Source organism: Xanthomonas sp. NCPPB 3174, from assembly GCF_056725205.1.
The window spans coordinates 4046442-4060318 of sequence record NZ_CM161517.1; the positions used below are offsets into that span (position 1 = coordinate 4046442).

A 13877-nucleotide genomic window follows, 5' to 3' on the forward strand; every position below is an offset into this window, starting at 1 on the left:
ATGCGCCCCTCGCTCGCGCTGGTGCCGGGCGAGCCGGGCGGGATCGGCCCGGAGCTGTGCGTGCGGCTGGCGCAACAGCCGCGCCACGACTGCCAGCTCCTGGCCTTCGCCGATCCCGACACCTTGCGCGCTGCCGCCGCGGCGCTGTCGCTGCCGCTGCAGCTACTCCCCGAATCCAGCCCCGCCCTCGCTCCTGGCGACCTGCGCCTGCGCACGGTCGCCAATGCCGTGCCCAGCCGCTTCGGCGCGACCGAGCCGGCCAATGCCGCGGCGGTGATCGCCGCGCTGACCCAGGCTGCCGATGCCTGCCTGCGCGGTGAACTGGACGGCGTGGTCACCGGCCCGGTACACAAGGCCGCGATCAACGCCGGCGGCATCGCCTACACCGGCACCACCGAGTTACTGGCCCAGCACGCCGGCCGCGAGGTGGTGATGATGCTGGCCAATGCCATCGTGCGCGTGGCCCTGGTCACCACCCACCTGCCACTGCGCGCGGTCGCCGATGCGCTCACGCCGGCCCTGCTGGAACGCAGCCTGCGCATCACCGAGGCCGCCTTGCGCGGCGAGTTCGGCATCGCCGCGCCGACCATCGCCGTGCTGGGGCTCAACCCGCATGCCGGCGAGGACGGCCATCTGGGCCTGGAGGAAATCCAGGTGATGCAGCCGGTGCTGGACGCCTTGCGTGCGGAAGGCATGCGCCTGCTCGGCCCGCTGCCGGCCGATACCGCGTTCCTGCCGCAGAAGCTGGCGAGCGTGGATGCGGTACTGGCGATGTACCACGACCAGGGCCTGCCGGTACTCAAGTACAGCGGCTTCGAGCAGGCGGTGAACCTGACTCTGGGCCTGCCCTACCCGCGCGTGGCGGTCGACCACGGCACCGCGCTGGAGCTGGCCGGTCGCGGCGTGGCCGACCCGTCCAGCCTGTTCGCCGCCACTGCGCTTTGCGCGCAACTGGCCGCGCGCCGCGCGCAGTCCTAGCTGCCGGGCCGAGCGCGTTCGGCGCTCTGTCGCAACCAGGCTCCCGGTCATGCCGGTTGCGGCTGAAGCCGCTCCTACGTCGCCGCAGGCGCGCGCCACCCCGTGCATGCCGATAAAATGCCCGCCATGACTTCCTCCTCCGGCTTCGGCGCCCCGGCCAAGAAATCCCTCGGCCAGCACTTCCTCAGCGACCGCCACTACATCGACAGCATCGTCCGCGCGGTCGATCCCAAGCCGGGCGATCGCCTGGTGGAGATCGGTCCCGGCCAGGGTGCGATCACCTTTCCGCTGCTGCGCCGGCATGGCCAGCTGACCGTGATCGAATTCGACCGCGACCTGATCGCGCCACTGACCGCAGCGGCGGCCGGCGTCGGCGAACTGACCATCCTCAACCGCGACGTGCTGTCGGTGGATTTCGCCGCCCTGGCCGAGGGCGCGCGCATCCGCCTGGTCGGCAACCTACCGTACAACATCTCCTCGCCGATCCTGTTCCATGCGCTGGACCACGCCGCGGCGATCGCCGACATGCACTTCATGCTGCAGAAGGAAGTGGTCGACCGCATGGCCGCCGACCCGGGCAGCAAGGTCTACGGCCGGCTCAGCGTCATGCTGCAGGCGTATTGCGAGGTGACCTCGCTGTTCGTGGTGCCGCCGGGCGCGTTCCGGCCACCGCCGAAGGTGGACTCGGCGGTGGTGCGGCTGGTGCCGCGGCCGCCGCAGACGGTGGGCATCGCCGATCCCAAGCGCTTCGCCGACGTGGTCCGCGCCGCGTTCGGGCAGCGCCGCAAGACCCTGCGCAACGCCTTGAACGGCGTCTGCGATGCCGCCCAGTTCGAGGCCGCCGGCGTGCGCCCGGACGCGCGCGCCGAGCAACTCGAGGTCGCCGACTTCGTACGCCTGGCCAACGTCGCGCAAGCCTGAGCGGACGTCCCGCGCGGCGCGCGCATGCATGCATGCGTGGTGCGGCCCTCTGCGCGCGCGTTGCTCCGCTCCTTGCATGCCGGCGCAGGCGTCGCCGACCTGCGCCGTAGACATGGTGATGACGGCACCGCCTCGACACCGCAGCGTGGCAAGCCGCACAACACAGACCGCCACCGCGAACGACGGCCCTCCTGCACACTGCCCGCGGCAACAACAGGCCCGCACGGGCGGCTCGCGCAGGCGGCAGCCAGGGCCACTGCCACGCGTCAGCCGCCTGGCAGTGACAACCGTTGACGCATCTCGCCTCAAACGGCAAAACACGCTCTAAACTGTGGGGATGAACGATGACGCCCCCTATCGGATCGAGGTCGAAGTGTCGCCCCGATTCCTCGACGACCAATCGGCGCCGGAGGACGGACGCTACACGTTCGCCTACACGATCCGCATCCACAACCGCGGCCGCGTCGCCGCGCGGCTGATCGCCCGGCACTGGGAGATCACCGACGGCAACGGCCGCATCGAACGCGTGGACGGCGACGGCGTGGTCGGCGAACAACCGCGGCTGCGCCCGGGCGAGGATTTCCGCTACACCTCCGGGCTGGTGCTGGAGACCGAACACGGCACGATGCGCGGCCACTACGACATGGAGGCCGACGACGGCACCCACTTCATCGCCGCGATCGCGCCGTTCGTGCTGTCCGTGCCACGGACCCTGCACTGATGGCGGTCTGGGCGATCGGCGACCTGCAGGGTTGCTACGACATCACCCAGCAACTGCTGGAGAAGATCCGCTTCGATCCCGCGGTGGACACGCTGTGGTTCTGCGGCGACCTGGTCAACCGCGGCGGGCAGTCGCTGGAGACCCTGCGCCTGGTGCACTCGCTGCGCGCGCACAGCGTGGTGGTGCTGGGCAACCACGACCTGTCGCTGCTGGCGATCGGCGAGCGCAGCCCGGACGAGCAGCGCAAGGTCAACCCGGACCTGCAGCGCATCGTGCTGGCCGAGGACCGCGACGAACTGCTGACCTGGCTGCGCATGCAGAAGCTGCTGCACGCCGACCGCCAGCTCGGCTGGATGATGATCCACGCCGGCCTGGCGCCGAAGTGGACCACCGCGCTGGCCGAGAAGCACGCGCGCGAGGTCGAGCAGCAACTGCACGGCAACGGCTACCGCAAGCTGTTCCGCAACATGTACGGCGACCGCCCCGCCTGGTCGCCGGGCCTGACCGGCTACGACCGCTCGCGCGCGATCATCAACCTGTTCACCCGCGCCCGTTACTGCACGCCGCGCGGGCGCATCGCGATCGAGGAAAAGGGCACGCCCGGCACCCAGGCGCAGGGCCTGTACCCGTGGTTCGAAGTGCCGGGTCGGGTCGAGCGCGACCTGAAGATCGTCTGCGGGCACTGGTCGACGCTGGGCCTGACCATCACCCAGGGCGTGCACGCGATCGACACTGGCGCGGTCTGGGGCGGCAAGCTCACCGCCCTGCGCCTGGACAGCGAGGACCTGCAGGTCGTGCAGGTTCCGGGCCGCCCGGTGCAGGGACCGCCACCAGCGGCGCGCAGTGGCACGCCGCGACGGCAAATCATCAACAAGCCAGCCGTTTAAACCGGCTGGCTTGTTGCCGCACCTTCGGCTTCGTAACGATCAACTGCAGATCGAAGCAGCCATTCGCTTGAGCTGCCCCTTTTCGCAAGTGATTGTCTCGACGGAAGTACAGACCTTATCAGCAGTGACAACAGTCCCGTTCGAGTAAGTGACTTGCACCTGCCCACCAGCGGTACAACGCATAGATTTTACTGACAAATCCATGGGACTGACCTGGGTAAACGAGCTGAAAACAAAGGCATCCATCTCCGGATAGTACCTACCTCCATTCGCAGCAGAAACTTCGAAGTCCTCGCCTTTAATGAAAGTAAAGCCTGACAAATCGATCAGGTAAGGCCAAGAACCCTTCGACTTTCTGTCTACAGAAAAAGTTGCGCCGTCTGCAGAAACATAGCTCCCAGACTTGGAAAAGAACAATGGCTCCTTAGCGCTGACGGCATTATTGGCATCGGAAACCTCACTGGCATTCAAGTTAAATGAATCCCCCTTGGAAGATGCATACACGCCGAGCGCAGCGGTAGAAAGCAACAGTGAAGCAAGAACTAGCCCGATCTTCATGAATTACTCCTTGGCATGATTTCCTTAAAAGCACGTGCCATTAACCATGGCCCGTCATTTATGAAGCAGAAAGTCAGAGCCCACAACTCCTGGCGCACCGGAAAATTAGAACAGATCGTTTTTTGAGATAAAAAGCATTATCTGTCTAAATTTCGCACCGATAATTTCACCGTCATCATCCGCCTGGCGGAATCGGGGCAGCAAGCGCCCTACGGGATCGCGTGACACCTATACGCGGCGCCGGTAATCCACGAACTCGAAGGCCAGCGCATGCCGCGCATCGACCGGATGCGCCCGCCGCGCCACCACGTCCCACTGCGCCGGATCGAACGCAGGAAAATGCGCATCGGCACCGTCGACCGCGGTGTCGACATGGGTGAGGTACAGCGCCTCGGCCAACGGCAGGGCCAGGGCGAAGATGTCGCCGCCGCCGATCACCGCCAGCTCCGTCGCGCCGGACGCACGCGCCGCGTCGATCGCCGCCTGCAGCGACGCCACCGGCTGCATGTCCGCGAACGGCACCTGCCCCGAACGGGTCATCACCAGGTTCAAGCGCCCGGGCAGCGCGCGCCCGAGCGACTGCGCGGTCTTGCGCCCCATCAGCACCGGCTTGCCCAGGGTCAGCGCCTTGAAGCGCTTGAGATCGTCCGGCAGGCGCCACGGCAGATCGTTGTCGCGACCGATCGCATTGGCCCGATCCAGCGCCGCAATCAGGCTCAACTGCAGCGAGGGGCGCGTAGACCGCTCCAAACCCGTCCCCGCCGCCACTGCCGCCTTTTCCGATTCCCCATTCTCCATTCCCCACTCCCCGCCACTCACACCGCCACCGGCGCCTTGATCGCCGGATGCGGGTCGTAGCCCTCGATGGCGATGTCGTCGTAGGTGAAGGCGAACAGATCGGTCACCGCCGGATTCAGCCGGAGGCGCGGCAACGGCCGCGGCGTGCGCGCCAATTGCTCGCGCGCCTGCGCGAAGTGGTTGGAGTACAGGTGCGCATCGCCCAGCGTATGCACGAAATCGCCCACACCCAGGCCGGTCGCCTGCGCCACCATGTGAGTCAGCAGCGCGTAGCTGGCGATGTTGAACGGCACGCCGAGGAAGATGTCGCCACTGCGCTGGTACAGCTGGCAACTGAGCTTGCCGTCGACCACGTAGAACTGGAACAGGCTGTGGCAGGGCATCAGCGCCATCTGCGGCAACTCGGCCACGTTCCAGGCGCTGATCACCAGCCGCCGCGAATCCGGATTGCGCTTGATCTCATCCACCAGCCACTGCATCTGGTCGATCTCGCGGCCGTCGGCGCCGGTCCAGCGCCGCCATTGCTTGCCGTACACCGGACCGAGTTCGCCCTGCGCATCGGCCCACTCGTCCCAGATGCTGACCTTGTTGTCCTTGAGATAGGCGATGTTGGTCTCGCCCTTCAGGAACCACAGCAGTTCGTGCACGATCGAGCGTAGGTGCAGCTTCTTGGTGGTGACCAGCGGGAAGCCGTCGTTGAGGTCGAAACGCATCTGCCAGCCGAACACGCTGCGCGTACCGGTACCGGTGCGGTCGGCTTTCTCCGCGCCGTGCTCCAGCACGTGCTGCAGCAGGTCCAGGTATTGCTTCACTTGCTCACCTCCGGCGGCGGCACCGGCTGCAGCACCGGCGCGCTGCGCGAGCGCCACAGCAGGAACACACCCAACAGGATCAGCGGAATGCTCAGCTGCTGGCCGCGCGTCAGCCAATGGAACGCCAAGTAGCCGAGCTGCGCATCCGGCACCCGCACGAACTCCACGGCGAAGCGGAACACGCCGTACAGCAGCGCGAACAGGCCGGACACCGCATAGCGCGCCCGCGGCTTCATCGAGAACGTCCACAGCACCACGAACATCACCAATCCTTCCAGCGCCGCTTCGTACAGCTGCGAGGGATGGCGGGCATAGCGATCGAGCATGCCGGCGGCGTACTGCTGCTGCAATTGCGCGCTGCTCATCAAGCTCTCCAGCGCTGGCGCGTTGGCCACACCGTCCTGCACCGGTGCGTGCGGGAAGATCACGCCCCAGCCGGCGTGGGTCAACTTGCCCCACAACTCGCCGCCGACGAAATTGCCGATGCGACCGAAGCCCAGGCCCAGCGGCACCAGCGGGGCGATGAAGTCGACGGTGTCGAAGAAATGCAGGCGCGCCTTGCGCGTCCACCACAGGCAGGCCGCCAGCACGCCCAGCAGGCCGCCGTGGAAGCTCATGCCGCCGTCCCACACCTTGAAGATCAGCAGCGGATCGGCCAGGAAATCGGACAGCGCGTAGAACAGCATGTAGCCGATGCGCCCGCCCAGCACCACGCCCAGCATCGCGTAGAACAGCAGGTCGGAGAAACCGTCCTCGTTCACCCCGGGCAAGCGCCCGGCACGGATGCGGCGGCGGCCCAGCCACCAGGCCGAGATAAAGCCGGCCAAGTACATCAGCCCGTACCAATGCACCTTCACCGGCCCGAGCGAGAAGGCGATGGGGTCGATCTGGTGGAGATAGGTCATGCGCAGGTGTCGGCCGGGGGGGCAAAGAGCGCCTATTCTGCCACCGACTCCGCTACTTGCCGCGAATGCGGATGGCACAGCGGGGTGGCGCTTCATCTACTGGCAGGCGCAAGCGTCTGCCACCGACTCCGCTCCTTGCCGCGATTGCGGATGGCACAGCGGGGTGGCGCTTCATCTGCTGGCAGGCGCACGCGTCTGCCACCGACTCCGCTCCTTGCCGCGCCTGCGGATGGCACAGCGGGGTGGCGCTTCATCTGCCGGCAGGCGCACGCGTCTGCCACTGACTCCACCGCCGACTCTGCGCATGACCGATGTGCAGCCGGATGCTGTGCGCATTCCCATAGGAGCGGCTTCAGCCGCGACGAGGCTTTACCGGGGAACGCCCGTCGCGGCTGAAGCCGCTCCTACGGGAGGATCCGTCGGTGGCGAAGGTCGGTGCAAAAATCCCAGCCAAGTAAATGGCTCGGATCGGCAGCATGTGGGCAGCGCATTCTGATTCCCCCTGCATGCTTGCGGAAGCCAAGCCCCTGAAATCCACCACATCGGCGCCAAAACGCCGCGTGTCATCTACCGGCAGGACACGCCCGAACTCCAGGCGCGCTCAATCCAGCACCTGCGGCAGATTCGGCAACTCGTTCTCGCCCTGCTGGCCCGGCTGCGCCGGGAAGTGCGCGGCCAGCAACGCGGAGACTGCGCCGACGCCGGCGATCACCGCCTGCTCGGGCTGGCCGGCGCGCATGTCGCGCTCGATCAGCGCGCAGACCTGGCGCCACTGCGCCGCGTCCACCCGTCCGCGCAGGCCGCGGTCGGCGACGATCTCGATGTGGTGATCGGCCAGCAGCAGATAGATCAGCACGCCGTTGTTGGCCTCGGTATCCCAGGTGCGCAACTGCGCGAACGCATGCTCGGCGCGCAGCCGCGGCGCCATGCAGCGCAGCACCTGCGCCGGTGCCAGCCCCGATTCCACCGCGAACATCACCTGCCCGCTGTGCAGGCGCTCGCCCTCGGCGATCGCCGCGCCGATGCGTTCCAGGCTGGCCGCGGGAAACAGGCGCTGCGCGGACGGCGCGAACAGGTGCCGAAGCAAGCGCATCACCAGCTCCCCGAGGCGCCGCCGCCTCCGGAACTGCCGCCCCCACCGCCCCAGCCGCCTCCGCCGAAGCCGCCTCCGCCGCCACCCCAACTACCGCCACCGCCGCCCCAGCCACCGCCGAAGCCGCCGCCACCCCAGCCGCCCCAACCGCCACCGCCAGCCGAGCGGCCAGGCGCGATGCCGACGAACAGGCCCAGCAGCAGGCCGATCGCGCCGGTCAGCGCACCGACGAACAGCGACAGGCTCAGCAGCAGGCCGACGCCGCCGCCGACCACGCCGCTCAGCACACCGCGCACAGGACGCGACAGCCGCGCGAACAGCACCTGCGCGACCAGCGCCGCGAACAGGCCGGCGAAGAATCCGAATCCCAGGCCGCCGCCGCGCGAGGTGGAAGCGTGCGCACTCACCGGCGCCGGCAACGCCTCGCCGTCGATCAGCTTGACCAGCATCGCGGTCGCTTCGGCAATGCCGCCGCTGTAGTCGCCGGCGCGGAAACGCGGCACCAGGTACTCCTGGATGATGCGGTTGGCGGTGGCGTCGGGAATTGCGCCCTCCAGGCCGTAGCCGGGCTGGATGCGCACGCGCCGATCGTCCTTGGCCACCACCAGCAGCACACCGTCGTCCACGCCCTTGCGGCCGAGCTTCCACTGGTCGAACACGCGCTGGGTGTACTGCTCGATGCTCTCCGGGGCGGTGCTGGACACCACCAATACCTGCAGCTGGCTGCCCTTGCGCTGCTGCAGTTGCACCGCCTGCCGGTCCAGTTCCAGGCGTTGGTTCGGCGTCAGCGTGCCGGTGGTGTCGACCACCGGCGCATCCAGCGGCGGGATCGGTGCCTCGGTCTGCGCCCAGGCCAGCCACGGCCACAGCGCCAGCAGCAGCACCAGCCAGACGCAGACGTGTCGACGGCCGGCCGCAGCGCGGGTGCCACCGCACGACGCCGTCGCTGCGGCGGCGCGCTCAGCCTCGGAGGTGAAACGCACGGTCGGGCCGGCCTGCAGCGACGCTTACTGCGCCGGTGCCGGCTGCTGCGGCTGCTGCGGCTGCTGCGGCGCGGACGCCGGCTGGCCGCCGAAGTTCACCGCCGGCGCCTCGGAGATCTGCGCCTCGTTCTCCACCGAGAAGTTGGGCTTCTCCTTGTAGCCGAACATCTTGGCGGTGAGCACCTGCGGGAAGGACAGGATGTAGGTGTTGTAGTCCTGCACCGCCTGGATGTAGCGACCGCGTGCCACGGTGATGCGGTTTTCGGTGCCTTCCAGCTGCGCCTGCAGGTCGCGGAAGGCCTGGTCGGATTTCAGGTTGGGGTAGTTCTCGCTGACCACCAGCAACCGCGACAGCGCGCTGGACAACTGGCCCTGCGCCTGCTGGAACTGCTGCAGCGAGGCGGCGTCGTCGGCATTGACCTGCACCTGGCCGACGCGGGCGCGAGCGTTGGTCACGTCGGTGAGCACCTGCCGCTCCTGGTCGGCATAGCCCTTGACCGTGTTGACCAGGTTCGGCACCAGGTCGGCGCGGCGCTTGTACTGGTTCAGCACTTGCGACCAGCCGGCCTTGACCGCCTGGTCCTTCTGCTGGATCGCGTTGTAGCCGCAGCCGGACAGCAACACCGCCAGCGCGGCCAGGAACAGGGAGCGGGACAACAGGCGCATGCGAGGACTCCGGCAGATGACTGCGCGCAGCTTGCCACGCCGCCGGTGAAAACGCAGCCGACCTCAGCGGTGGCTCACCACTTGCCGGCGCCGGGCACCTGGTGCGCGGCGGCGCGCCGGCGCATCAGCAGGTTCAGCCACTCCACCAGCACCGAGAAGCCCATCGCCGCGTAGATGTAGGGCTTGGGCACGTGCACGTCCAGGCCATCCAGGATCAGCACCACGCCGATCATCAGGATGAAGGCCAGCGCCAGCATCTTCACCGTCGGGTTGGCGTCGATGAAACGGCCCAGCGGATTGGCCGCCAGCAGCATCACCGCCACCGCCAGCAGCACCGCGGCGATCATCACCGGGATGTGCTGGGCCATGCCCACCGCGGTGATCACCGAGTCCAGGGAGAACACGATGTCGATCACCGCGATCTGCGCGATCACCATCCAGAACACGCCCGAGGCCTTGCTGGTGGTGGGGTCTTCGTCCTCGCCGCCGGTGATCAGCTCGCGGATCTCCATCGTGCCCTTCACCAGCAGGAACAGGCCGCCGACGATCAGCACCAGGTCGCGGATCGAGATGCCCATGCCGGCGACGCTGAACAGCTCGCCCTGCATGCGCGCCAGGAACGCCAGCGACACCAGCAGCGCGATGCGGGTCAGGCACGCCACCGCGATGCCGAACTTGCGTGCGGCTGGGCGTTGCGCTTCCGGCAGCTTGCCCACGGCGATGGAGATGAACACCAGGTTGTCGATGCCCAGCACGATCTCCAACGCACTCAGCGTCAACAGCGTCAGCCAGGTGTTGGGATCGGCGAGAAATTCGAGGGCCATGGTGTCGGGTCCTTTAACGGAAGAAGAAACGGGCGGCGATCACAGCAGGCGCGGCAGCAGGATCAGGCCCCAGCACAGCACCACGTTGGCCAGCATCACGAACACCGCGGCCGAGCCCATGTCCTTGGCGCGGCCGGCCAGCTCGTGATGCTCGGGACCATAGCGCTCGATCACCGCCTCGATCGCCGAATTGAGCAGTTCCACGGCCAGCACCAGCAGCAGCGAGCCGATCATGAGCACCTGCTGCACCGGCCCCTGCCCCAGCCACAGCGCCAACGGCGCCAGGATCAGGAACAGGCACACCTCCAGGCGGAAGGAGGATTCGTGCAGCCAGGCGGCGCGCAAGCCCTGCCAGGACCAGCGCGCCGCCATCAGCATGCGGCGCGGCCCGCGCGGCAGGTGCCCGAATTGGTCGGCCACGGCTCAGCCCCGCCCCGTGCAACGGGGGCGCGACGACGACGGCCGGAAGGAATCGGTCATGGGCAAGGGCGCAGCGGGATAGGCCGCAATTTTGCCACAAGCCCCGCGGCGGCGCCGGCATCGCCGCGGATTTGCCTGCATGTCGCGCCTGCGGCACCATCGGCGATCCCCTTGCTTCGAGGAGGCGTCATGCCCCGTTCGCCGCTGCGCGCACCGCTGCTCGCCCTGAGTCTGTTCAGTCTGTCCCTGCTGAGCCTGTCGCCGGCGCTGGCGCTCACCCCGCCCCCGCCGCCCAGCGTGCCCGAGCAGGTCTCCAATGCCGCCTGGGAAGAGGACATGGCGCGTTTCGCCAAGGACGATGCCGCGCATCCGGTCAAACCCGGCGGCGTGCTGTTCGTCGGCAGTTCCTCGATCCGCTTCTGGACCTCGCTGGCCACCGATTTCCCCGGCGTGCAGACGCTGAACCGCGGTTTCGGCGGCTCGGAGATCCGCGACAGCACCTGGTACGCCGACCGCATCGTGGTGCCGTACAAGCCGCGGTTGATCGTGTTCTACGCCGGCGACAACGACCTCAACAGCGGCCGCAGCCCGCAGCAGGTGCGCGACGACTTCGTGGCCTTCGTGACCCGCGTGCATCGCGACCTGCCCAAGACCCGCATCGTCTATCTGTCGATCAAGCCCAGCCCTTCGCGCGCGGCGCTGATGCCGAAGATGGCCGAGGCCAACGCGCTGATCCGCAAGGCCGCCGCCGGCCTGAAGCAGGTGCAGTTCGTCGACGTGTACACGCCGATGCTGGGTGCCGACGGGCAGCCGCGCGCCGAGCTGTTCGGCCCGGACAAGCTGCACATGAACGCGGCCGGCTACGCGCTGTGGCGCGACACCCTGCGGCCCTACCTGAGCCCCTGACACGCCGATGAGCGGCCTTTCGCGCCTGCATGAACACCGGGGGCGTGCCGGCGCGGCCAGCACGCGCCGGCAGTCGCACGTCGCCGTCTCCGGCCTGGAGTAAGCCAGGATGCCCAGGGCCCTGGTCATCGAAGACGATGAAGTAACCGCCCGCGACATCGTCGCGGAACTCGGCGCGCACGGCTTCAGTGCCGACTGGATCGCCGACGGACGCGACGGCCTGCAGCGCGCGCTGGCCGATGGCTACGACATCATCACCCTCGACCGCATGCTGCCCGGCATGGACGGCATCGACGTGGTGTCCGAACTGCGCAAGCACGCGGTGCAGACGCCGGTGCTGATGATCAGCGCACTCTCCGAGGTGGACGAGCGCGTGCGCGGCCTGCGCGCAGGCGGCGACGACTACCTGACCAAGCCGTTCTCGCCCGACGAACTGGTCGCGCGTGCCGAAGTGCTGGTGCGCCGCCACCGCAGCGCGACCGCGCCGGAAACCCGCCTGCGCGTGGCGGACCTGGAGCTCGACCTGGTCCGCCACAACGCCTTGCGCAACGGCCAGCCGCTGACCCTGCTGCCCACCGAGTTCCGCCTGCTCGAATTCCTGATGCGCAACGCCGGCCAGGTGGTGACGCGACAGATGATCTTCGAGCATGTCTGGGGCTTCCATTTCGATCCGGGCACCAACGTGATCGACGTCCACATCGGCCGCCTTCGCCGCAAGATCGACGGCAGCGGCCAGCCGCCGCTCATCCGCACAATGCGCGGCTCGGGGTATGTCCTTGGTCACGCTGAGTGACGCCTGGCGGTCGGCCACCTCGCGGCTGATCCTGATCTACGGGTCGCTGTTCGCGATCTGGTGCATCGTGCTGCTGGGCATCGTGCAGTGGGAGTCCACCCGCTATCTCTCGCACGTGATCGACCAGATGCTGGTCGCGCGCATCCATTACCTGGAACACACCGACCCCAGGCGCCTGGCCGACACGGTGGGCCAGGCCAACGCTATCGACATCCAGGGCTTCATGTGGGTCGGCCTGTTCGACCCGCAGGGACGCCGCATCGCCGGCAACATCGCCGAGGTACCCAGGGACATGGCCGCCGATGGCAGCGTCGGCGTGGTCAACGCCACGCTGATCGGCAGCGGGCACAGCGGCCAGACCCGGGCGCGCGGCATCGCCCGGCAACTCCCGGACGGCCGTCGCCTGGTCGTGGCGAAGGCCAGTACCGTGATCGACGGACTGACCGCGATCATCTACCGCGGATTGCTGTGGGGCCTGTCGTTGACCCTGCTGCCCGGCGTGCTCGGCGGCCTGCTCATCGCGCGTGGCCCGGCCCGACGGATCCGCGCCATCCAGCAGGCCATGCAACCCATCCACCGTGGCGATCTCAGCGTGCGCCTGCCGGTGTCCCGGCGCGGCGACGAGGTGGATCTGCTGGCAGCCACGGTGAACAGGACGCTGGGCGAGGTCGAGCGCCTGCTCGGCGAGGTGAAGGGCGTCACCGACAACATCGCCCACGACTTGCGCACCCCGCTGACGCGCATGCGCACGCGCCTGCACCGGCTGCAGCAGCAGTTCGCCGAGCGCCCGGAAGGCGCGCAGCTGGACGAATGCGTGGGCGAGATCGACACCGTGCTGACCCGCTTCCGCGCGCTGCTGCGCGTGTCGGAACTGGAAGACCGCCAGCGCAGCGCCTGCTTCTCGACGATCGACCTCGCGCCTCTGCTGCACGAGGTCCACGCGTTCTACGCACCCTTGGCCGAGGACCGCGGCCAGACCTTCGACCTCGCCCTGGAGCCGCTGCCGGCCGTGCACGGCGATCGGCACCTGCTGTTCGAGGCGCTGGCGAACCTGGTCAGCAATGCCATCAAGTTCACGCCCGACGGCGGGACGATCCGCCTGCGCGCAGGCACCGACCAGGACGGCAACGCCCGTCTCGAGATCGCCGACAGCGGGCCGGGCATCGCTCCCGACGAGCGCCAGACGATCTTCCGCCGGTTCTACCGCGTCGACCAGACGCGCGCCAAGCCCGGCTGCGGGCTGGGCTTGGCGATCGTCAGCGCCATCGTGCGCCTGCACGGCTATACGCTGCAGGTGGGCGGCGACGCGCGCGGTGCCGTGTTCTCGCTGCTCTGCCCGCCCGCCGCGGCCGCGCCGTCCGCGGGCTGCGCGCCCCGCCCTGCCTGAAACGGGGCACACCCGGTCCGCGGTCGTACGCCTCTCTCCACGTGCCGTCGCGCGCGGCTTGGCGGCGCCGGCCACGCGGCTTGCAGTACACACCCCGACCTGCGCACAAGTCGTTGAGCCAACGAGCGTTTGTGGCCCCGGAATGGATGTCTAAATAAATCTTAATGCGGCCAGCAAGCGTGCCGCAGGCAGAATTCGCCGCGACGCAACATTCGCGCACGGAAC

15 protein-coding genes and 1 pseudogene are annotated in these 13877 nt (G+C 68.2%); 7 read left to right on the forward strand and 9 right to left on the reverse strand.

Annotation, left to right across the window (positions count from 1 at the left end; genetic code table 11):
- The 4 genes and pseudogenes from pdxA to AC1PK7_RS17460 all read left to right on the forward strand — a co-directional run.
- Complete coding sequence (gene pdxA / locus AC1PK7_RS17445; RefSeq protein ID WP_481098956.1) at positions 1-978, forward strand: 4-hydroxythreonine-4-phosphate dehydrogenase PdxA; 978 nt, start codon at positions 1-3, stop codon at positions 976-978.
- Positions 979-1104: 126 nt separating this feature from the next.
- Positions 1105-1899: a 16S rRNA (adenine(1518)-N(6)/adenine(1519)-N(6))-dimethyltransferase RsmA gene (gene rsmA / locus AC1PK7_RS17450; protein ID WP_481098957.1), complete on the forward strand. Its 795-nt coding sequence runs from the start codon at positions 1105-1107 to the stop codon at positions 1897-1899.
- Positions 1900-2236: 337 nt separating this feature from the next.
- Positions 2237-2620 (forward strand): Co2+/Mg2+ efflux protein ApaG, encoded by a 384-nt coding sequence (gene apaG / locus AC1PK7_RS17455; protein ID WP_010340000.1) that lies wholly within the window; start codon positions 2237-2239, stop codon positions 2618-2620.
- Positions 2620-3480 (forward strand): annotated as a pseudogene (locus tag AC1PK7_RS17460) (symmetrical bis(5'-nucleosyl)-tetraphosphatase); the annotation flags it as partial. The gene apaG and the pseudogene AC1PK7_RS17460, both read left to right, overlap by 1 nt.
- 66 nt (positions 3481-3546) lie before the next feature.
- Here the strand turns inward: AC1PK7_RS17460 and AC1PK7_RS17465 are convergent.
- The 9 genes from AC1PK7_RS17465 to AC1PK7_RS17505 all read right to left on the reverse strand — a co-directional run bounded on the left by AC1PK7_RS17465 (position 3547) and on the right by AC1PK7_RS17505 (position 10566).
- Positions 3547-4065 (reverse strand): hypothetical protein, encoded by a 519-nt coding sequence (locus tag AC1PK7_RS17465; protein WP_152246449.1) that lies wholly within the window; start codon positions 4063-4065, stop codon positions 3547-3549.
- Between the two features lie 228 nt (positions 4066-4293).
- Entirely contained in the window at positions 4294-4791 is a 498-nt protein-coding gene (locus tag AC1PK7_RS17470; protein ID WP_481100921.1) for a dihydrofolate reductase, read from the reverse strand.
- A gap of 89 nt (positions 4792-4880) precedes the next feature.
- The gene (locus tag AC1PK7_RS17475) at positions 4881-5675 is read right to left on the reverse strand and encodes a thymidylate synthase (RefSeq protein WP_481098958.1); all 795 of its coding nucleotides are present in this window, start codon (positions 5673-5675) and stop codon (positions 4881-4883) included.
- A complete protein-coding gene (gene lgt / locus AC1PK7_RS17480; protein ID WP_481098959.1) occupies positions 5672-6580 on the reverse strand; it encodes a prolipoprotein diacylglyceryl transferase in 909 nt (302 codons plus the stop codon). The genes AC1PK7_RS17475 and lgt overlap by 4 nt, the downstream gene beginning before the upstream one ends.
- Positions 6581-7181: 601 nt before the next feature.
- On the reverse strand, positions 7182-7673 hold the full coding sequence (locus AC1PK7_RS17485; RefSeq protein ID WP_481098960.1) for a TPM domain-containing protein: 492 nt from the start codon (positions 7671-7673) through the stop codon (positions 7182-7184).
- Entirely contained in the window at positions 7673-8560 is an 888-nt protein-coding gene (locus tag AC1PK7_RS17490) for a TPM domain-containing protein (protein ID WP_481100922.1), read from the reverse strand. Before AC1PK7_RS17490 ends, AC1PK7_RS17485 begins: the two co-directional genes overlap by 1 nt.
- 120 nt (positions 8561-8680) lie before the next feature.
- Positions 8681-9322 carry a LemA family protein gene (locus tag AC1PK7_RS17495; RefSeq protein WP_481098961.1) on the reverse strand — a complete coding sequence of 214 codons (642 nt, stop codon included), beginning with the start codon at positions 9320-9322 and terminating at the stop codon, positions 8681-8683.
- A 74-nt stretch (positions 9323-9396) separates the two neighbouring features.
- The gene (locus tag AC1PK7_RS17500; RefSeq protein ID WP_010342213.1) at positions 9397-10146 is read right to left on the reverse strand and encodes a TerC family protein; all 750 of its coding nucleotides are present in this window, start codon (positions 10144-10146) and stop codon (positions 9397-9399) included.
- 39 nt (positions 10147-10185) lie between these two features.
- Positions 10186-10566, reverse strand: a complete 381-nt coding sequence (locus tag AC1PK7_RS17505; protein ID WP_010342212.1) for a diacylglycerol kinase — start codon at positions 10564-10566, stop codon at positions 10186-10188.
- Positions 10567-10755: 189 nt separating this feature from the next.
- On the opposite strand from AC1PK7_RS17505, the gene AC1PK7_RS17510 reads away from it, so the two are divergent.
- From AC1PK7_RS17510 to AC1PK7_RS17520, 3 genes are all read left to right on the forward strand, one after another.
- Positions 10756-11472 carry an SGNH/GDSL hydrolase family protein gene (locus tag AC1PK7_RS17510; RefSeq protein ID WP_481098962.1) on the forward strand — a complete coding sequence of 239 codons (717 nt, stop codon included), beginning with the start codon at positions 10756-10758 and terminating at the stop codon, positions 11470-11472.
- A 109-nt stretch (positions 11473-11581) separates the two neighbouring features.
- On the forward strand, positions 11582-12265 hold the full coding sequence (locus AC1PK7_RS17515) for a response regulator transcription factor (protein WP_481098963.1): 684 nt from the start codon (positions 11582-11584) through the stop codon (positions 12263-12265).
- Positions 12243-13652 carry a sensor histidine kinase gene (locus tag AC1PK7_RS17520; protein WP_481098964.1) on the forward strand — a complete coding sequence of 470 codons (1410 nt, stop codon included), beginning with the start codon at positions 12243-12245 and terminating at the stop codon, positions 13650-13652. Before AC1PK7_RS17515 ends, AC1PK7_RS17520 begins: the two co-directional genes overlap by 23 nt.
- Positions 13653-13877: the final 225 nt, after the last annotated feature.